This is a genomic window from Luteimonas saliphila, from assembly GCF_016774335.1.
In the GTDB taxonomy this organism is placed as follows: Bacteria; Pseudomonadota; Gammaproteobacteria; order Xanthomonadales; family Xanthomonadaceae; genus Luteimonas; species Luteimonas saliphila.
Map to the genome: position 1 here is coordinate 24,432 of NZ_JAETWA010000030.1, position 19,073 is coordinate 43,504.

15 protein-coding genes are annotated in these 19,073 nt (G+C 68.2%); 6 read left to right on the forward strand and 9 right to left on the reverse strand.

From position 1 onward, the window contains the following. Genes JMO03_RS06900 through hflD form a run of 3 tightly spaced genes read left to right on the forward strand, consistent with a single transcriptional unit; the run spans position 1 to position 2,248 of the window. Complete coding sequence (locus JMO03_RS06900; protein ID WP_202841880.1) at positions 1-480, forward strand: NUDIX hydrolase; 480 nt, start codon at positions 1-3, stop codon at positions 478-480. Beyond that, positions 477-1,649 carry a tRNA 2-thiouridine(34) synthase MnmA gene (gene mnmA, locus JMO03_RS06905; protein ID WP_202841881.1) on the forward strand — a complete coding sequence of 391 codons (1,173 nt, stop codon included), beginning with the start codon at positions 477-479 and terminating at the stop codon, positions 1,647-1,649. Before JMO03_RS06900 ends, mnmA begins: the two co-directional genes overlap by 4 nt. Next, a complete protein-coding gene (gene hflD, locus JMO03_RS06910) occupies positions 1,646-2,248 on the forward strand; it encodes a high frequency lysogenization protein HflD (RefSeq protein WP_202841883.1) in 603 nt (200 codons plus the stop codon). Before mnmA ends, hflD begins: the two co-directional genes overlap by 4 nt. A gap of 44 nt (positions 2,249-2,292) precedes the next feature. Here the strand turns inward: hflD and JMO03_RS06915 are convergent, their stop codons facing one another. From JMO03_RS06915 to JMO03_RS06930, 4 genes are all read right to left on the reverse strand, one after another. After that, positions 2,293-2,646, reverse strand: a complete 354-nt coding sequence (locus tag JMO03_RS06915) for a DUF3817 domain-containing protein (RefSeq protein WP_238345974.1) — start codon at positions 2,644-2,646, stop codon at positions 2,293-2,295. A 129-nt stretch (positions 2,647-2,775) separates the two neighbouring features. Then, positions 2,776-5,367, reverse strand: coding sequence for a bifunctional aconitate hydratase 2/2-methylisocitrate dehydratase (acnB, locus tag JMO03_RS06920; RefSeq protein ID WP_202841885.1), 2,592 nt, complete (start codon positions 5,365-5,367; stop codon positions 2,776-2,778). A gap of 46 nt (positions 5,368-5,413) precedes the next feature. Continuing rightward, complete coding sequence (locus JMO03_RS06925; RefSeq protein ID WP_202841887.1) at positions 5,414-5,845, reverse strand: type II toxin-antitoxin system VapC family toxin; 432 nt, start codon at positions 5,843-5,845, stop codon at positions 5,414-5,416. 9 nt (positions 5,846-5,854) lie between these two features. Further along, positions 5,855-6,100: an AbrB/MazE/SpoVT family DNA-binding domain-containing protein gene (locus tag JMO03_RS06930; protein WP_149104483.1), complete on the reverse strand. Its 246-nt coding sequence runs from the start codon at positions 6,098-6,100 to the stop codon at positions 5,855-5,857. Positions 6,101-6,269: 169 nt separating this feature from the next. Here JMO03_RS06930 and acnA point away from each other — a divergent pair, with 169 nt between their 5' ends. Continuing rightward, the gene (acnA, locus tag JMO03_RS06935; RefSeq protein ID WP_202841889.1) at positions 6,270-9,038 is read left to right on the forward strand and encodes an aconitate hydratase AcnA; all 2,769 of its coding nucleotides are present in this window, start codon (positions 6,270-6,272) and stop codon (positions 9,036-9,038) included. 183 nt (positions 9,039-9,221) lie between these two features. Here acnA and JMO03_RS06940 read toward each other — a convergent pair whose 3' ends face one another. After that, entirely contained in the window at positions 9,222-9,722 is a 501-nt protein-coding gene (locus JMO03_RS06940) for a Cif family virulence factor (RefSeq protein ID WP_238345975.1), read from the reverse strand. 146 nt (positions 9,723-9,868) lie between these two features. Here JMO03_RS06940 and JMO03_RS06945 point away from each other — a divergent pair, with 146 nt between their 5' ends. Together JMO03_RS06945 and JMO03_RS06950 are read left to right on the forward strand one after the other, a co-directional pair. Further along, positions 9,869-11,542 (forward strand): long-chain fatty acid--CoA ligase, encoded by a 1,674-nt coding sequence (locus tag JMO03_RS06945; protein ID WP_202841891.1) that lies wholly within the window; start codon positions 9,869-9,871, stop codon positions 11,540-11,542. A 178-nt stretch (positions 11,543-11,720) separates the two neighbouring features. After that, entirely contained in the window at positions 11,721-12,650 is a 930-nt protein-coding gene (locus JMO03_RS06950) for a crotonase/enoyl-CoA hydratase family protein (protein ID WP_202841893.1), read from the forward strand. Between the two features lie 40 nt (positions 12,651-12,690). On the opposite strand, the gene JMO03_RS06955 is transcribed toward JMO03_RS06950, so the two are convergent. The 4 genes from JMO03_RS06955 to prfB all read right to left on the reverse strand — a co-directional run bounded on the left by JMO03_RS06955 (position 12,691) and on the right by prfB (position 19,026). Beyond that, positions 12,691-14,841: an ATP-binding protein gene (locus JMO03_RS06955; RefSeq protein WP_202841894.1), complete on the reverse strand. Its 2,151-nt coding sequence runs from the start codon at positions 14,839-14,841 to the stop codon at positions 12,691-12,693. Then, a complete protein-coding gene (locus JMO03_RS06960; RefSeq protein WP_202841895.1) occupies positions 14,834-15,892 on the reverse strand; it encodes a response regulator in 1,059 nt (352 codons plus the stop codon). Before JMO03_RS06960 ends, JMO03_RS06955 begins: the two co-directional genes overlap by 8 nt. A 265-nt stretch (positions 15,893-16,157) precedes the next feature. After that, positions 16,158-17,681, reverse strand: a complete 1,524-nt coding sequence (lysS, locus tag JMO03_RS06965; protein WP_202841896.1) for a lysine--tRNA ligase — start codon at positions 17,679-17,681, stop codon at positions 16,158-16,160. Between the two features lie 216 nt (positions 17,682-17,897). Next, positions 17,898-19,026 (reverse strand): peptide chain release factor 2 gene (prfB, locus tag JMO03_RS06970; protein ID WP_202841897.1). Its coding sequence is split into 2 segments (ribosomal slippage): positions 17,898-18,950 and positions 18,952-19,026, totalling 1,128 coding nucleotides; the frame shifts between segments, so codons are not numbered across the junction. Positions 19,027-19,073 lie beyond the last annotated feature (47 nt).

Consider the following 19,073-nt stretch of genomic DNA (forward strand, 5'->3'; position numbering starts at 1 on the left):
ATGAGCTATCGCGAAGGACGCTTCTGGCAGCCCGACGTCACCGTGGCCACGGTGGTGGTCGAGGGTGGCCGGTTGCTGTGCGTGGAGGAACGCGTCCAGGGCAGCCTGGTGCTCAACCAGCCCGCCGGCCACCTCGAGCCGGACGAGACCCTGCTGGATGCCGCGCTGCGCGAAACCCGGGAGGAAACCGGCTGGGACGTGCGCCTGACCGCGTTCATCGGCGCCTACCAGTGGAAGGCCCCCGCCCGCCCGGGAGAAGACGAGGGGCGCCATTACCTGCGCTTCGCGTTCGCTGCCGAGCCGGTCGCCCACGATCCGGCGCGGACACTGGACGAGGGCATCGTGCGCGCGGTCTGGATGACGCCCTCGGAGCTGCGCGCCGCCGCGGATCGCCACCGCAGCCCGCTGGTATGGCGGGTCGTGGCCGACCATCTGGCCGGGCGGCGCCAGCCGCTGTCGCTGGTCTCGCAACTGGAATGAGCGCGCCGCAGATCATCGTCGGCATGTCGGGCGGGGTCGATTCCTCGGTTGCCGCGCTGGTGCTGCGGGAGGCCGGCGAATCGATCGCCGGCCTGTTCATGCAGAACTGGGCCGACGACGATGCGCAGGACGGCGCGAGTGCCCCTTCGGGCAGGACGCCTAAAGTGGCCGGCACCGGCGAGTGCCGCGCCGAAGACGACCGCCGCGACGCGGTCGCGGTCTGCGGCCGGCTCGGCATTCCGATCCACTTCCGCGATTTCTCTTCCGAGTACTGGAGCGGCGTGTTCGAGCACTTCATCGCCGAGTACGCCGCCGGGCGCACGCCCAACCCCGACGTGCTGTGCAATCGCGAAATCAAGTTCAAGCATTTCCTGGACGCCGCGCGCGGCCTCGGCGCGGAGCGCATCGCCACCGGCCACTACGCGCGCATCGCGCACGCGGGCGGGCGCTGGCAACTGCTGCGCGCGGCCGACCGCGGCAAGGACCAGAGCTATTTCCTGCACCAACTGGGCCAGGACCAGCTGGCCGCGACGCTGTTCCCGCTCGGGAACCTGCCCAAGACCGATGTACGCGCGATCGCGCGCAAGGCCGGCCTGCCGACCGCGGACAAGAAGGATTCGACCGGCATCTGCTTCATCGGCGAACGCGACTTCCGCGGATTCCTGTCGCGCTACCTGCCCGCGCGCGAGGGCGAGATGCGCACGCCCGGTGGCCGCGTGGTCGGGCGCCACCCGGGCGTGTTCTACTTCACGCTCGGCCAGCGCGAAGGCCTGCAACTGGGCGGCGTGCAAGGTTTCGACGCCGCGCCCTGGTACGTGGTCGGCAAGGACGTCGAACGCAACGTGCTGGTGGTTGACCAGGGCAGCGACAGCCCCTATCTCAAGTCGACGCGGTTGTGGAGCGAGCCGGCGCACTGGATCGGCGGCGCGCCGCCGGCGCGCAGGTTCGAGTGCACCGCACAGACCCGTTACCGGCAACCGGAGGAACCCTGCCAGGTGAGCATCGACGAATCCACGCAACGCCTCGCGATCGTGTTCCGCAACCCGCAACGCGCCGTGACGCCGGGCCAGTCCGTGGTGCTCTACGACGGCGAGGCCTGCCTCGGCGGCGCGGTCATCGCGGCCACGGATGCTCCCCTCGAACGGCAGGCGCACGGAGCGGCGGCATGAACGACGACCGCGTCCTCGCCCTCGCCGGCCTGGTGCAGGCGCTCAGGCAAGTGCGGCGCATCGCCGAAACCGGGCAGGCCGACGCGGGCGTGCTGTCCACCTCGCTCGACAGCGTGTTCCGCATCGACGCCGCCTCGCCGGAGGAGGTTTACGGCGGCGCAGCCAATGTCCGCTCCGGCCTGCTGCTGCTGCGCGACTACCTCGGCAACCAGGGCGACGACCCGCAACTGCCGAAACTGGCGCTGTCGGTGACCCAGCTCGAGCGCCGCTTCGTCGCCAACGACGCCGTTGCCGAACGCGTCCACGAGGGCATCCTCGCCATCAAGGTCCGGGCCGACCAGTTGGGCAGCAGCCATCCCGACGTGCTGTCGGAACTGGGCAGCCTCTACGCCGAAACCGTCAGCCACCTGCGCCCGAAGGTGATGGTGCAGGGCAATCCGCACTACCTCGGCCAGGCCGGCGTGGTCGCCGAGATCCGCGCCGTCCTGCTCGCCGCACTGCGATCGGCGGTGCTGTGGCGCCAGCTCGGCGGCAGCGTCTGGGACCTGTTCCTGCGCAAGCGCGCGCTGCAACAGTCGATCGAGGGCTGGCTGGACTGAGCGTGCCCGGCCGCCGCATGCGACCACCCCGACGCGATGGCCGCTCAGCGCATGGACAACAGGCCGCGACGACGGAACCAGGACTCGAGTGGCAAGGGCGCCAACGGCGGCACCGCCGCCAGTAGCGCCCACAGCAGCGCCCACAGCGCCCACCGCAGGCGCATGCCTGCGACCACCGCGACCACCAGATGGAGCAGGAAGGCGGCACCGTGCAACCGGCCGAAGAGCCAGACGCCGAGGTCGGTGGTCGCGGTGACGTACTTGAGGAGCATGCCGAGCAGCAGGTCCGCCCACGTCGCGGCTTCGATCAGCGCCACGACCGTGAACGCCTTTCCGGCCGGGGACAACGCATGGGATGGCTTCACGAGTCCCTGATGTCCGGCGACGAGTGCGGGCATGGCCCCAGCCGACGCATGTCGTTGCGATGCTCGCGTCGCCCAACGCCAGGTACGCGCAGACAGGTGCGTTCGCGAACGAGCGCGAGGTGGCCGGCCGGAAAGCGCCTTCGACGCTTCCCGGCCCGGTGCCTACGCGGCGACCGGTTCGGCGGTGCCGCGATACTCCTCGATCTGGTCGAAGTTCATGTAGCGGTAGATCTCCGCGCCCTGGTCGTTGATCACGCCGATGTCGGCCATGTACTCGGCCTTCGTCGGGATGCGGCCCAGCCGCGAACAGATGGCGGCGAGTTCCGCCGAACCGAGGAACACGTTGGAATTGCGGCCCAGCCGGTTCGGGAAGTTGCGCGTGGACGTGGAAAACACCGTCGCGCCCTCGCGCACCTGCGCCTGGTTGCCCATGCACAGCGAGCAGCCCGGCATCTCCATGCGCGCGCCGGCGGTGCCGAAGGTGCCGTAGTGGCCTTCCTTGGTGAGTTCGCTGGCGTCCATCCGGGTGGGCGGCGCGACCCACAGGCGCGTGGGGATGTCGCGCTTGCCCTCCAGCAGCTTCGCCGCGGCGCGGAAGTGGCCGATGTTGGTCATGCACGAGCCGATGAAGACCTCGTCGATCTTCGTGCCGGCGACCTCCGACAGCGACTTCACGTCGTCGGGGTCGTTCGGACAGGCCAGCAGCGGCTCGTGCACGTCGGCCAGGTCGATCTCGATCACCGCCGCGTACTCGGCGTCGGCATCGGGTTCGAGCAGTTGCGGATCGGCCAGCCACTCCTCCATCTTCGCGATCCGGCGCACCAGTGAACGCGCATCCGCATACCCTTCGGCGATCATCCACTTCAGCAGCGTGATGTTGCTGGTGAGGTACTCGATGATCGGCGCCTTGTCGAGCCGCACGGTGCAGCCGGCAGCGGAGCGCTCGGCCGAGGCGTCGGAAAGCTCGAACGCCTGCTCCACCTTCAGCTGCGGCAGGCCCTCGATCTCGAGGATGCGGCCGGAGAAGATGTTCTTCTTGCCCTGCTTGGCGACCGTCAGCAGGCCGGCCTTGATCGCGTAGTACGGGATCGCGTTGACCAGGTCGCGCAGAGTCACGCCCGGCTGCAGTTCGCCCTTGAAGCGCACCAGCACGCTTTCTGGCATGTCGAGCGGCATCACCCCGGTGGCGGCGGCGAACGCGACCAGGCCGGAGCCCGCGGGGAACGAGATGCCGACCGGGAAACGCGTATGCGAGTCGCCGCCGGTGCCGACGGTATCGGGCAGCAGCATGCGGTTGAGCCAGCTGTGGATCACGCCGTCGCCAGGACGCAGCGAGATGCCGCCGCGGGTGGAGATGAATTCCGGCAACGTGTGGTGGGTCTTCACGTCCACCGGCTTGGGATAGGCCGCGGTGTGGCAGAACGACTGCATCACAAGGTCCGCGCTGAATCCGAGGCAGGCGAGATCCTTGAGCTCGTCGCGCGTCATCGGGCCGGTGGTGTCCTGCGAACCCACCGAAGTCATCCGCGGCTCGCAGTAGGTGCCCGGGCGCACGCCCTGCCCTTCCGGCAGTCCGCAGGCGCGGCCGACCATCTTCTGCGCCAGCGAGTAACCCCTGCCGCTGTCGGCCGGCGGCTGCGGCTGGCGGAACAGGTCGGTGGCGGGCAGGCCTAGCGATTCGCGCGCCCTGGCGGTCAGGCCGCGGCCGATGATCAGCGGGATGCGGCCACCGGCACGGACCTCGTCGAACAGCACGTCGGACTTGACCTGGAACCCGGCGATGACCACGCCGTCCTTCAGCGCCTTGCCCTCGTACGGGCGCAGCTCGACGACGTCGCCGTGTTCCATCCTCGACACGTCGAGTTCGATCGGCAACGCGCCGGCGTCCTCCATGGTGTTGTAGAAGATCGGCGCGATCTTGCTGCCCAGGCACACGCCGCCGTAGCGCTTGTTGGGGATGTACGGAATGTCCTGCCCGGTCCACCACAGCACGCTGTTGGTCGCCGACTTGCGGCTGGAACCGGTGCCGACCACGTCGCCGACGTAGGCCACCAGGTGACCTTTCTCCTTCAGTGCCAGGATCTCGCCGATCGGACCGCGCCTTCCGTCCTCCTCCGGCACGAACGGTGCGTCGGGACGCCGGTTCTTGAGCATCGCCAGCGCGTGCATCGGGATGTCAGGGCGGGTGGTCGCGTCCGGCGCGGGCGACAGGTCGTCGGTGTTGGTCTCGCCCGGCACCTTGAACACGGTGATGGTGAGCGACGCCGGCACTTCCGGCTTGCTCGTGAACCATTCGGCCGCCGCCCAGCTCTCCAGCACCGCACGGGCGTTGGCGTTGCCGGTCCTGGCCTTCTCCTCGACGTCGTGGAACGCGTCGAACACCAGCAGGGTGTGCTTCAGGCCCTCGGCCGCCACCGCCCCGAGCTCGGCATGGTCGAGCAGTTCGACCAGCGGATGGATGTTGTAGCCGCCGAGCATCGTGCCCAGCAGTTCGGTCGCGCGCCGAGGCGTGATCAACGGGGTCTTCTCGGTGCCGAACGCGATCGCCGCCAGATACGAGGCCTTGACCTTCGCGGCGTCGTCCACGCCGGCCGGCACGCGCTGGCTGAGCAGTTCGACCAGGGTCTCGGCCTCGCCCGCGGGCGGCTGCTTGACCAGTTCGATCAGCGCGGCGGTCTGCTGCGCGGAGAGCGGCAACGGCGGGATGCCGAGGACGGCGCGTTCGGCGGCGTGGTGGCGATAGGCTTCCAGCATGACGGGGTTTCTCCGGAGAATGGCGGCGGGAAATTCGGGCGGGCGATCAGTCGGCGGGCTTGGGCGCGATCACCTTCAGGCCCTTGAAGTAGTCGCGGAAGAAGCCGGCGTCGCGGGTGATCAGGCCAGCGCATTGCAGCAGCGCATGCGCGCCGACGATGAAGTCGGGCACCGTGCGCGGCGATACCTGTCCGCCCTGCCCGGCCGCGCGTCGCCGCTGGTTGAAACGGCGCTGCATCTCGCCGGCGCGGATCGCGGCGCGGCGCTCGACCGGGAGATAGCGCATGCCCATCTCCTCGACCACATCCATGATGTCGGTGCCGTGGCCGAGGCCGGCGGTGATCTCGCTCACGACCACGTCGCACAGCACCACCGGCCCCTGGGCGAGCGCGTCGCGCACGCACTGCTCGGCGGCATCGGCCATGCGCGCATCGTCGCCGAGCAGGTCGATCAGGATGGAGGTGTCGATCGCGATCATCGGCGGCGGTCAGGGATCGACCGGGTCGCCCGGCGCGCGTCCGCGCAGTTCGCGCATGACGTCGTCGGTGCTCACACCCTCGGGCAGGCGGAAGCGGCCGCGGGCGCGCGAGATCGCGTCGTCCACATTCTTGCGCAGGATGATGCGGCCGCCCTCCAGCTCGACCTTGAGCAGGGTGCCCTTGGTCAGGCCGAGCGCGTCGCGCACCGCCTTGGGCAGGGTGATCTGGCCTCGCTCGGCGACGGTGGCTTCCATAGCGGGCTCCATGAACGAAACGGTATGGATGAATTATACATACTTTTGAACGCATACTCGCATCCGCACCCCGGGGGGCCGGTGCCCGCCCGTCTCGGGTTCGCGACATGAACCGGCGTAGACTCGATGGCAGACCCTGCCGCCCCGCAGCCACAGGAGCCCCCCGGTCATGGCCGATTCCTTCTCCACCCGCGCCACGCTCGAAGTCGCCGGCAAGTCCTATGCCTATGCCAGCTTGCCTAAACTGGGCGAGCGATTCGAAATCAACCACTTGCCGTATTCTCTGAAGATTCTGTTGGAGAACCTGCTGCGGCACGAGGACGGGGTGTCGGTGCTGCCTCACCACATCGAGGCGATCGCGAAGTGGTCCCCCGAGGCCGAGCCGGATACCGAGATCGCCTTCATGCCGGCGCGGGTGGTGCTGCAGGACTTCACCGGCGTGCCCTGCGTGGTCGACCTGGCGGCGATGCGCGATGCCGTGGTCAAGCTCGGCGGCAACCCCGAGCAGATCAACCCGCTGATTCCCTCGGAACTGGTGATCGACCACTCGGTGCAGGTGGACGTGTTCGGACGCGCCGACGCGCTCGACCTCAACGGCAAGATCGAGTTCGAGCGCAACAAGGAGCGCTACGGCTTCCTGCGCTGGGGCCAGAAGGCGTTCCAGAACTTCAAGGTGGTGCCGCCCAACACCGGCATCGTCCATCAGGTGAACCTGGAGCATCTGGCGCGCGTGGTGATGACCGGCGGCCACGACGGGCAGATCTGGGCCTATCCCGACACCGTGTTCGGCACCGACTCGCACACCACGATGATCAACGGCATCGGCGTGCTCGGCTGGGGCGTGGGCGGCATCGAAGCCGAGGCCGCGATGCTGGGGCAGCCCTCGTCGATGCTGATCCCGCAGGTGATCGGCTTCGAACTGGGCGGTCGCCTGCCGGAGGGCGCGACCGCCACCGACCTGGTGCTCACCGTGACCCAGATGCTGCGCAGGCACGGCGTGGTCGGCAAGTTCGTGGAATTCTTCGGCGACGGCCTGCAGCACCTGCCGCTCGCCGACCGCGCCACCATCGGCAACATGGCGCCCGAGTACGGCGCGACCTGCGGCATCTTCCCGATCGATGCCGAGGCCCTGCGCTACCTGCGCCTGTCCGGCCGCGGCGAAGACCAGATCGCGCTGGTCGAGGCCTACGCCAGGGCGCAGGGGCTGTGGCACGAGCCCGGCGCCGCGCAGGCGCGCTACAGCAGCGTGCTGCATCTGGACATGGGCGACGTGCGCCCGTCGCTGGCCGGACCGCGTCGCCCGCAGGACCGCGTGCTGCTGGAGGACGTCAAGCGGAATTTCCACGAGAACGTGGGCGCCCTGGTCGCCGACCGCGACGGCACCGGCGATCCCCAGATCGACCGCTTCGAGCGCGAAGGGGGCGACCAGCCGCAAGCCCAGCGCCTGGCCGCCAAGCCGGTCTCGACGATCAGCCTCGCCGATGCGGAGCACGAACTCACCGACGGCTCGGTGGTGATCGCGGCCATCACGTCCTGCACCAACACCTCGAATCCGGCGGTGATGCTCGGCGCAGGTCTGCTGGCGCGTAATGCCGTGGCCAAGGGGCTCAAGGCCGCGCCCTGGGTGAAGACCTCGCTGGGCCCGGGTTCGCTGGTGGTCACCGACTACCTGAAGAAGGCCGGCGTGCTCGACGATCTCGAGAAGCTCGGATTCTTCGTGGTCGGCTACGGCTGCACCACCTGTATCGGCAACTCCGGACCGCTGCCGGATGCGGTGTCGAAGGGCATCGCCGAGAACGACCTCGCCGTGGCATCGGTGCTTTCTGGAAACCGCAACTTCGAGGGCCGCATTCACGCCGAGGTGAAGATGAACTACCTCGCCTCGCCGCCGCTGGTGGTGGCCTACGCCATCGCCGGCACGGTCGACATCGACCTCACCGCCGAACCGCTCGGCACTGGCAGCGACGGCAAGCCGGTGTACCTGCGCGACATCTGGCCGAGCAACCGGGAGATCGGCGACTTCATCGCCAGGACCATCGGCCCCGAGATGTTCAAGCAGAACTACGCCGACGTGTTCAAGGGCGACACCCGCTGGAACACCATCGCCTCGCCCGACGGCGAACTCTACGCCTGGGACGACGACTCGACCTACATCAAGAATCCGCCCTACTTCGAGGGCATGACGATGGACGTCGGCGGCATCGCCGACATCCACGGCGCGCGCGTGATGGGAATCTTCGGCGATTCGATCACCACCGACCACATCTCGCCCGCCGGCAACATCAAGAAGGATTCGCCGGCCGGCCGTTTCCTGCAGTCTCGCGGCGTGCAGCCGGCGGACTTCAACAGCTACGGCTCGCGCCGCGGCAACGACGACGTCATGGTGCGCGGCACTTTCGCCAACATCCGCATCAAGAACCTGTTCTTCGGCGGCGAGGAAGGCGGCAACACGCTGTACTTCGGCGGTCCCGGCGCCGCCGTGGCGCCGGAGAAGATGCCGATCTACGATGCGGCGATGAAGTACATCGCCGAAGGCGTACCGACCGTGGTCTTCGCCGGCAGGGAGTACGGCACCGGTTCCTCGCGCGACTGGGCGGCGAAGGGCACCAACCTGCTCGGCATCCGGGCCGTGGTCGCGCAGAGCTTCGAGCGCATCCATCGCGCCAACCTGGTCGGCATGGGCGTGCTTCCGCTGCAGTTCCGCGAGGGCGACAACGCGCAGACGCAGGGGCTGGACGGCACCGAGGTGATCGACGTCACCGGTCTCGACGACGGCAGGTCGAAGTCGGCCACGTTGGTCGCCACCCGGGCCGACGGGACGAAGAAGAGCTTCGAGGTCGACGTGCTGCTGCTGACGCCGAAGGAAGTGGAGTACTTTCGCCACGGCGGGCTGCTCCACTACGTGCTGCGCCAGCTCGCCGCACGCAAGGCCACGTAGCCGCCCGCACACAGGAAGCACCGCCCACCGCAGCGCGACGGGCGTTCGCAGCGATCGCGCGGCATCGCGCCGGCGATCGACCCCGGGTCGCTACGGCAGGCTGCTCCATCACCGTGCTGCATCGACTCGCGGCACGCAAGGTCGCGAGGCTTCCGGCGCGCGGACCGCGTCTGCGGAAGCGCCCTACAGTGCGGGCGTCCAGCGCGCGCTGGCCAGCTTCCAGTCCCCGTCGACGAGTCGCCAGCCCGTTTCCACGTCGTAGACTCGCGCGGTGTCGGGCAGCAGGCGACCGGAACCCCCGCGCAACATCGCGGTGAAGCGCACGACGGCATGGGTGTCGGCCATCTCCATCCGCAGGGGACCCGCGCTGATGCCGATGTCGCGATGCCGCAGCAGGTAGGCGGCCGCCAGTCGGCGTGCGCCGTCGCGATCGAGCCCGCCATTGCCGATGAAGTCTTCGGCGAGGTGTTGCTGCATCGCAGCAGCGTCGCGCTTCTCGAGCGCGGCCTGCATGTCCTCGACGGTCTGCCGCAGCGCGGCCTCCGGATCGCCCCGGGAGCACGCAGCAGACAGCAGCAGCGATGCTGCGAACACACCCGCGACAGTCGCGCGGAAGCATGCCTGCACCTTCGCCGCCGCCCCTGCGCCGCGACCCGCTGCGGCCTCTACGATCCGCGTTTCCATGGCCCTTACTCTACGGCAACCATGCGCGCGCCGCGCGCCGGGAAGGCCGCCGTGCGCGCCTTGCCAGTCCCTGGAGCCTATGCTCCAATCCATACCGAACGGTATCGCCCAGAATGCCGGCCTCACAATTCCGTGGAGGGGATGGAATGACGACGCAACGCCCGTGGCTCGCGCAGTATCCAGCCGGAGTTCCGCATCAGATCGACGTCGACGAATTCGCATCGATCCCGGCCGTGCTCGAGCAGTCGATCCGCCAGTTCGGCGATCGACCGGCGTTCACCAACATGGGCAAGGCGCTGACCTACGCGGAGATCGATCGGCTCAGCCGCCAGTTCGCCGCCTACCTGCTCGGCGAACTGAAACTCAAGAAGGGCGATCGCGTCGCGATCATGATGCCCAACTGCCTGCAGTACCCGATCGCCACTTTCGGCGTGCTGCGCGCCGGTCTCACGGTGGTGAACGTCAATCCGATGTACACCGCACGCGAACTGCGCCACCAACTGGTGGACTCGGGCACGAGCGTGATCCTGGTGCTCGACAACTTCGCCAGGACCGTACAGGACGTACTCGCCGACACGACGGTGCGCCAGGTCCTCACCACCGGGCTCGGCGACATGCTCGGCTTTCCCAAGGGCGCCATCGTCAATTTCGTACTGCGCAACGTCAAGAAGATGGTGCCCGACTACGACATCCCGTCGGCGGTGCGCTTCCGCGACGCGCTCTCGCTCGGCAGCAAGCACGAGTTGCCGGATATCTCGATCACCCACGAGGACATCGCGTTCCTGCAGTACACCGGCGGCACCACCGGCGTGGCCAAGGGCGCGATGCTCACCCACCGCAACCTGGTGGCCAACATGCAGCAGGCCTCGGCGTGGATCGGAACGAACGTCAAGCTCGGCCAGGAAGTCATCGTCACCGCGCTGCCGCTGTACCACATCTTCGCCCTGACCGCGAACGGCCTGGTCTTCATGAAGTACGGCGCGAAGAACATCCTGATCACCAATCCGCGCGACATGCCGGGCTTCGTCAAGGAGCTCAAGCGCGAGCCGTTCACCGCGATCACCGGCGTCAACACCCTGTTCAACGGGCTGCTGAACACCCCCGGCTTCGACGAGATCGATTTCTCGAAGCTGCACCTCACCCTCGGCGGCGGCATGGCGGTGCAGCGCGCGGTGGCGGAGCGATGGAAGAAGGCCACCGGCGTCACCCTGGTCGAGGCCTACGGCCTGACCGAGACCTCGCCCGCCGCCTGCATCAACCCGATGGACCTGGCCGACTACAACGGGGCGATCGGGCTGCCGGTGCCCTCCACCGACGTCTGCGTCAAGGACGAGGAAGGCCGCCAACTGCCCGTCGGCGAGGTCGGCGAGCTCTGCGTGAACGGTCCGCAGGTGATGAAGGGCTACTGGAACCGCCCGGAGGAGACCGCCGCCGCGATCGATGCCGACGGCTGGCTGCACACCGGCGACATGGCGAAGATGGACGAGCAGGGCTTCTTCTACATCGTCGACCGCAAGAAGGACATGATCCTGGTGTCCGGCTTCAACGTCTATCCCAACGAGATCGAGGACGTCGTGGCGATGATGCCCGGGGTGCTGGAGGTCGCCGCGGTCGGGGTGCCGGACGACAAGTCCGGCGAGGCGGTCAAGCTGGTGATCGTGCGCAAGGACCCGGCGCTGACCGTCGAGCAGGTCAAGGCCCACGCCCGGGAGAACCTGACCGGCTACAAGCAGCCCAAGTTCGTCGAATTTCGTGACGAACTTCCCAAAACGAACGTCGGCAAGATCCTCCGGCGGGCGCTCCGGGACGAGGCGGCGTGAAGGCCGGGTAATGCCACCGGGGCTCCGACCCCGGCATAAACTGCCCCTGTAGGGCAGAAATAGCTTGCATACCCTGCGACATGGGTGCATAGAATCAGGCGGTCGGACGTACTTCACATTTCCGGCCGCCAACACCCTTGGTCCGACGTGACCCTGGCGGCCCCCCCAGGGGACCCTCATGACCAACGTCGAGCTGCTGCACCGCGACCATTCCTTCAACACCATCCGCGTCGAACACGATGCGTCCAACGACACCCACTGGTGCTACATGCATGCCCAGCAGGCGTTCGCCGACGCGTCCTACCGGGCCTGCTTCTCGCCGAAGATGCTGCGCGAGCTTCGGCTGTTCGCCCGACACGCGATCGACACCATCGACCAGGCCGCGAAGGAATCGCCCACGCATCTCGCCCACGTCGTCCTGGGCTCCGACACCCACGTCTTCAACCTCGGCGGCGACCTGGCGCTGTTCCTGAAGCTGATCCAGGCGCGCGACGGCGACGGCCTGCTGCGCTATGCCAGCGAGTGCGTCGACAGCATCCACCTGCTGCACAGCCGCATCCACCCCAACGCGCACACCATCGGCCTGGTCGAGGGCGATGCGCTGGGCGGCGGCTTCGAGCTCGCCCTCGCCTGCCAGACCGTCGTCGCCGAAAAGGGCGTGCAGATGGGCTTCCCGGAAGTGATGTTCGGCCTGTTCCCGGGCATGGGCGCGTACTCGCTGCTGACCCAGCGCGTCAGCCCGAAGGTCGCCGAGGACATGATGCTGTCCGGGGTGATGTACAGCAGCGACGAATTGCACCGGATGGGCCTGGTCGACGTGCTCGTGCCCAAGGGCGAAGGCGTTCGCGCGGTGCACGAGATCGTCCGCCAGAACCGGCGGTCGGCCGGCGCGAGGCTGGCGCTGCATCGTGTCCGCGAGGGCGCGAATCCGGTCACCCACGAGGAACTGATGCGGATCACCCGGATCTGGGTCGACACCGCCCTGCAGCTCGGCGACCGGCAGTTGCGGACCATGGAACGGCTGGTGCGTGCGCAGCTCAAGCGGCCGACCGACCAGGACGACGCCACGATCGGCAACGAGGGCGTCGGCGGCCACCGGATGCGCTGACCCGCGTTTCGACCGGATCGGTCGTGGGCGCCGCGCCGTTTCAGGCGTCGGCGTCGGCCTTGAGCGGAACCAGATCGCCCTGTTCGCGCAGGGCGGCCAGCGCGTGTTCCAGTTGCTGGCGCATCCGGTTGCTCATGCCCTGCCATTCGCGGACCAGTTGCTCGACCGGCATGCGCATGCCGGCCGAGGCCGTCTCGCTCAGCCGCATCGCGCCCATGTTCGCGGCGGTTCCCTTGAGCGCATGGCAGACGTCGCGGAACTCGTCCCAGCGGCCCTCGCCGCCCGTCGATTCGATGTCGGCGATGCACTTGCGTGCGTCGCGCGCGCACTCGGCGAGGAAGCGCTGCACGAACTCCTCGCCCAGGCCCATCTCCCGCAGCTCGTCGAGGATGTGCTTGGACACCACCGTCTGCGGCACCTCGCCCGCGGGCGGCGCCTGCTCGGCCGGGAACGCGATGTCCGCGTTGCCCTCGGCGATCTCGGCCAGCTTCTGCAGCAGGCGGTCGACCGCGATCGGCTTGGTGAGGTAGGCGAAGGCGCCGGCACGCTCGCACTCGGCCTGCGCCTCGCTCGTCGCGTCGGCGCTGAGCACGATGAACGGCGTGCGCCTGCGCCCGGCCTCCATGAATCGGGCCTGCTTGATCACTTCCAGGCCGCTGATGCCGGGCATGTGCAGGTCGGTGACGACCGCATCGAACTGCTGGTTCTCGATCGCGTCGAGGATGTCCTCGCCTGCGTTGACGATGAAGGCCCGGTGCCCGGCCTTCTCCAGCAGCTTGCGCATCACCATCAGGTTGGCCGGCTGGTCGTCGCCGACCAGGATCCGCAGCGAACGCACGCGAGCGCGGTGGCGCACGAACGGATCGGCGAAGGCGATGACGTTGTCCTGCCCGCGGCCTTCCGGCTCGGCCTGCACCTCGGCCAGACGCAGCGGCAGGTCGACGCGGAAATGCGAACCCACGCCGACTTCGCTTTCCGCGGCGATCGTACCGTCCAGCAGTTCGGTCAACGCCTTGGCGATGGTGGTGCCCAGGCCGGTGCCGCCGAAGCGACGACCGCGGCCGGACTCCACCTGCTCGAAGGCGTCGAAGATGCGCTCGAGCGCCGGCGCCGGGATGCCGATGCCGGTGTCGCGCACCGAGAAGCGCAACGTCGCATGCTCCCCCGCCGTCTCCTGCAGCAGGGACACATCCAGCGAGACCTGCCCCTCCTCGGTGAACTTGATGGCGTTCGAGAGCAGGTTGAGCAGGATCTGACGCAGGTGGTTGGCGTCGCTGTGCAGCAGGTCCGGCACGTCCTTGCCGATGTTCAGCTCCAGCGCCAGCCCCTTGGACTGGGCACCGGGCAGCAGCATCACGTGGATGCCCTTGAGCTGCTCGCGCAACGAGAAATCGGTGTCGATGCGGTTGAAACGGCCCGCCTCGATCGCGGACAGGTTGAGCACGTCGTCGACCAGCAGTTGCAGCGAGCGCGCGGAGGTCTGGATGACCTGGGCGCTGTCGCGCTGGTCGACGTCGAGTTTCGAGGACATCAGCAGCTCGGACATGCCGACGATGCCGTTCAACGGCGTCCGGAATTCATGGCTCATGTTGGCCAGGAAGCGGCTCTTGGCCTCGCTCGCCGCCTTGGCGGCCTCGGTTGCGGCGATCAGCGCGCGCAACAACGAGATCAGGTACAGCGGGATCGCGATCAGGCCGATCACCAGACCCCAGCCCAGCCACGCGTTGGCCTGCCAGTACGGGGTGGACAGCACAACGGTCGAGAAGGTGAACACGGCGAAGCCGATCGCGGTGTACAGGTAGCGCGGCCCGTAGCGCAGGCCGTTGCCGATCGTGACCCACAGCAGGATGACGTACATCGGCGCAAGCTTCTCGCCGAGCAGGTACATGCCGGTACCCATCAGCGCGTTGTCGATCACCATGCCCAGCACGCGGCGCGGGTGCGATATGCCGGGACTGGCGACGATCCAGGCGAGGATGCCGAAGGCGATGACGAAATCGACCGCCAGGATTGTGCGCGAGGCGGCCAGCGGCCGCGCCAGCGCGGGATCCGCCCCGAACGCGAAATGCAGGTACAGGTAGACGACCGCGAGCATCACCACGCGCACGCTGGCCTGCCCGTGCTCGCTGTCCGGGCGCCCGGACAGGCGACCCCGGACCAGGTCGTACAGCGGGGCCGTGCGGCTATTCAATGCCCGGTACCCTCGCCGCGGTCGGATAGCGCTGGCAGATCTCATCGATCCGCCCACGGCTCTGCAGCAGCGCCGCCGCGCATGCGGGATCGAACAGCTTGCCCGACTGCTCTTCGATGTAGGCCAGCGCCTCGTCGATGCTCCAGGCCCGCTTGTAGGGACGCTTGGACACCAGCGCATCGAACACGTCGGCGACGGCGACGATACGTGCCTCGATCGGGATCTGGTCGCCTGCCAGCCCGTCTGGGTAACCGCTGCCGTCGAAACGCTCCTGGTGGTGCAACGCGATGGTCGCGCCCATCTGGATGAAACGGTTCTGGCTGCCGGTGAGCAGGTCGTAGCCGATCCGGGGATGCTCGCGCATCAAGGCGGTCTCGGCCTCGTCGAGCGGGCCGGGCTTGAGCAGCACCGAGTCCGGGATCGCGATCTTGCCGATGTCGTGCAGGGGCGCGGCCAGTTCGATCATCCGCACTTCGTCCTCGAACATCCCCAGCTGCTCGGCGATCAGGCCGGCGATCGCGGCCAGCCGCGCGAGGTTGGCGCTGGTGCCGGAATCGCGGTACTCGATCGCGCGCGCCAGCCGGTGCAGGGTCTCGCGCTCGCGCTCCTCCACCTCGTGCATGCTCGAAAGCAGGCGCTGCTCCAGCGAGAGCGCGCGTTGCTTGATCGACTCGGACTGCTGGCGCAGCTGCAGCAGGTTGCGGCAGCGCGCCCTCAGCTCGCGTGGGCGCACGGGCTTGACCAGGAAATCGATGACCCCGGCGTCGAGCGCGGCCTGCCGGATCGGCTCGTCGCCGACCACGGTGACCAGCACGATCGGCACGTCGCGGTGGAGCAGCGGCTTGCGGAAGCGGCGCGCGAACTCCAGCCCGTCGATCACCGGCATGCGGTAGTCGAGCAGCAGCAGGTCCGGGCGGTTCTCCTCGCACCAGCGCAACGCCGCCTGGGGATCGCCGAAGTCGAGCACTTCCAGCTCGGGACTGATGTCCTCGAGGATGTGCCGCAACATGGTGCGGGCGGATGTCTGGTCGTCGACGATGACGATGTTCATGTGCTCGGCGGGTCCCGGGGGCGACGGGTCGGGTCGTCCGCTGTGGGACCGCCGCCTGATGGAATAATCGTAAGCAAGTCCTGTGCCCAAGTCGGCTCCCTCCTGTTGTGCGACCTGGTACACGAAATGAACGGGAATCCGCCCGTCCGCAGGTCACAAGCTGACCGAATCATGCCCTAAATGCGCAGGTTTTGCGCCCGCCGTCCCGCGTCCGGGAATACCAAGTCGGGCGCGATCCGCGGCCGAGCCTGCCCGCGCACCGACGTCAGCCGCCGGCTTCGGGTCGCATGTAGGGGAACAGCAGCACATCGCGGATCGACGACGAATCCGTGAACAGCATCACAAGGCGGTCGATGCCCACCCCCAGACCACCGGTGGGCGGCAGGCCGACCTCGAGCGCACGGATGTAGTCGGCGTCGTAGTGCATCGCCTCGTCGTCGCCGCCCGCCTTGGCCTCGACCTGGGCACGGAAGCGCGCGGCCTGGTCCTCGGAATCGTTCAGCTCGGAGAAGCCATTGGCGATCTCCTTGCCGCCGATGAACAGCTCGAAGCGGTCGGTGATGCCCGGCTCGGTATCGGACTCGCGCGCCAGGGGCGAGACCTCGACCGGGTAATGGGTGATGAAGGTGGGTTGCACCAGGCCCGGCTCCACCGTCCTCTCGAAGATCTCCAGCAGCAGCTTGCCCCAGCCGTACGACGGCTTGACCGGGATCCGCAACCCGGCGCAGTGGCGCGCCAGCGCCTCGCGGTCGCGACAGTCGGCCGGGTCGATCGAGGGGTTGAGCTCGCGCACGGCATCCTCGAGCTTCCAGCGCCGGAACGCGGGGCCGAGGTCGATGTCGTTGCCGTCCCAGCGCAGCGCCGTGGTGCCCAGCGTGTCCGCCGCGACGTCGCGCACCAGGCCTTCGGTCAGGTCCATGACCTCCTCGTAGGCCACGTAGGCCTCGTACAGTTCCAGCATCGTGAACTCGGGGTTGTGGCGGGTGCTGACCCCCTCGTTGCGGAAGTTGCGGTTGATCTCGTAGACCCGCTCGAACCCGCCGACGACCAAGCGCTTGAGGTACAGCTCCGGCGCCACGCGCAGGTACAGCTCCAGGTCGAGCGCGTTGTGGTGGGTGACGAACGGGCGCGCGGTCGCGCCGCCGGCGATGTAATGCATCATCGGCGTCTCCACCTCGAGGAAGCGGCGCGCGTCGAGCCAGCGGCGTATCGCGGCGACGATCCGCGAGCGCTTGACGAACACTTCGCGCGCTTCCGGCGAAACGATCAGGTCGACGTAGCGCTGCCGGTAGCGCTGCTCCACGTCCGCCAGGCCATGCCATTTGTCCGGCAGCGGACGCAGCGACTTGGTCAACATGCGCAGGGTTTCCGCCTTGACCGACAACTCGCCGGTCCGGGTCCGCATCAGCGTGCCCTCGACCGCGACGATGTCGCCCACGTCCCAGGACTTGAACGCGTCGTAGGCGGTGCCCAGCGTCGCCGACTGCAGGAACAGCTGGATCCGCCCGCTGACGTCCTGGATCTGCGCGAAGGCGGCCTTGCCCATCACCCGCTTGGCGAGCATGCGCCCGGCCAGCGCCACGCGCCGACCCGTCGCCTCCAGCGCATCGCCGCTCCAGCGCCCGGCATCGGCGTACTCGGCCTGCAGGTCGCCAGCATAGTCGTTGCGCCGGAAATCGTTCGGGAACGCGACGCCCTGCCCGCGCATCGCCCCGAGCTTCGCGCGACGCTCCGCGATCAGGGCGTTCTCGTCGGCGTGCGGGTGCGGGGACTGGGCTGGCTCGGTCATGTGGGGAGTCTGGAGTCTTCGGGAATCGGGAATCGGGACAGCCTAAAGGGTTTGTCATCCCGAGCGGAGCGAGGGATCCGGTTTCAGCCGCGTCGAGCCGGTCCGGGCGGGATCCCTCCCTGCGGTCGGGACGACAGATTCGGTCGGCCCCTGCCAGTGGCCCGGTCCCTGCCAGCTTCAGCGCTTGCGACACGCCCCATCGCCCGCCGCCACGGATCAGACGGCGTCGATGCGTTTGGAACCGGCCTCGAGCCCGGATTTGAGGCTGGCTTCCACGAACTCGTCGAGGTCGCCGTCGAGCACCTTCTGCGTATCGCTGCGCTCGATGCCGGTGCGCAGGTCCTTGATCCGGCTCTGGTCGAGCACGTAGTTGCGGATCTGGCTGCCCCAGCCGATGTCGGACTTGGTGGCCTCCACCGCGTCGCGCTCGGCGTTGCGCTTCTGGATCTCCAGCTCGTACAGCTTCGCCGCCAGCATCTTCATCGCCGTGTCGCGGTTGGAATGCTGGCTGCGCCCGGTCTGGCAGGCGACCACGATGCCGGTCGGCACGTGGGTGATGCGCACCGCCGATTCGGTCTTGTTGACGTGCTGGCCGCCGGCCCCCGAGGAGCGGTAGACGTCGGTCTTCAGGTCCGCCGGATTGATCTCGATGTCGATGTTGTCGTCCACCTCGGGCGAGACGAACACCGAGGTGAAGCTGGTGTGGCGGCGGTTGTCGGAATCGAACGGCGACTTGCGCACCAGCCGGTGCACCCCGGTCTCGGTCTTCAGCCAGCCGTAGGCGTAGTCGCCCTCCACCCGCACGGTGGCCGACTTGATGCCCGCCACCTCGCCGCCGCTGACCTCCATCAGCTCGGTCTTCCAGCCGCGCGACTCGGCCCAGCGCAGGTACATGCGCAGCAGCATCTCGGCCCAGTCCTGCGCCTCGGTGCCGCCGGCACCGGCCTGGATGTCGACGAAGGCGTTGGTCGCGTCCATCTCGCCGGAGAACATGCGCTGGAATTCCAGCTTGTCGACCTCGCCGGCATGGCGCTCGACGTCGTCGACCACTGCCTGCGCGGTGTCCTCGTCGTCCTCGGCCTCGGCCAGGTCCAGCAATTCGCCGGCGCCGGCCAGGCCCTCGGTCAGGCTGCGGATGCCGTTGACGGTCTTGTCGAGGAGCGAACGCTCGCGGCCCAGCGCCTGCGCCCGCGCGGGATCGTTCCAGATGTCGGGGTTCTCGAGCTCGCGCTCGACTTCCTCCAGGCGTTCGCGCTTGACGTCGTAGTCAAAGAAACCCCCTGAGCGCATCCAGCCGACCGGTCAGGTCGGCGATGCGCTGGCGCACGGGATTGAGTTCGATCATATCCGTCGAGCCTGCATTGCCAAAAAATGGGATTCTAGCAATCTTCC

What these genes read in the sequence shown, in the direction of transcription:
- acnA (WP_202841889.1), top strand. Translation starts at nt 6,270, where the DNA reads ATGGCCGATTCCTTCTCCACCCGCGCCACGCTCGAAGTCGCCGGCAAG.
- lysS (WP_202841896.1), bottom strand. Translation starts at nt 17,681, where the DNA reads ATGACCGAGCCAGCCCAGTCCCCGCACCCGCACGCCGACGAGAACGCC.
- JMO03_RS06930 (WP_149104483.1), bottom strand. Translation starts at nt 6,100, where the DNA reads ATGGAAGCCACCGTCGCCGAGCGAGGCCAGATCACCCTGCCCAAGGCG.
- JMO03_RS06945 (WP_202841891.1), top strand. Translation starts at nt 9,869, where the DNA reads ATGACGACGCAACGCCCGTGGCTCGCGCAGTATCCAGCCGGAGTTCCG.
- mnmA (WP_202841881.1), top strand. Translation starts at nt 477, where the DNA reads ATGAGCGCGCCGCAGATCATCGTCGGCATGTCGGGCGGGGTCGATTCC.
- JMO03_RS06900 (WP_202841880.1), top strand. Translation starts at nt 1, where the DNA reads ATGAGCTATCGCGAAGGACGCTTCTGGCAGCCCGACGTCACCGTGGCC.
- JMO03_RS06960 (WP_202841895.1), bottom strand. Translation starts at nt 15,892, where the DNA reads ATGAACATCGTCATCGTCGACGACCAGACATCCGCCCGCACCATGTTG.
- JMO03_RS06940 (WP_238345975.1), bottom strand. Translation starts at nt 9,722, where the DNA reads ATGGAAACGCGGATCGTAGAGGCCGCAGCGGGTCGCGGCGCAGGGGCG.
- acnB (WP_202841885.1), bottom strand. Translation starts at nt 5,367, where the DNA reads ATGCTGGAAGCCTATCGCCACCACGCCGCCGAACGCGCCGTCCTCGGC.
- JMO03_RS06925 (WP_202841887.1), bottom strand. Translation starts at nt 5,845, where the DNA reads ATGATCGCGATCGACACCTCCATCCTGATCGACCTGCTCGGCGACGAT.
- JMO03_RS06950 (WP_202841893.1), top strand. Translation starts at nt 11,721, where the DNA reads ATGACCAACGTCGAGCTGCTGCACCGCGACCATTCCTTCAACACCATC.
- JMO03_RS06915 (WP_238345974.1), bottom strand. Translation starts at nt 2,646, where the DNA reads ATGCCCGCACTCGTCGCCGGACATCAGGGACTCGTGAAGCCATCCCAT.
- hflD (WP_202841883.1), top strand. Translation starts at nt 1,646, where the DNA reads ATGAACGACGACCGCGTCCTCGCCCTCGCCGGCCTGGTGCAGGCGCTC.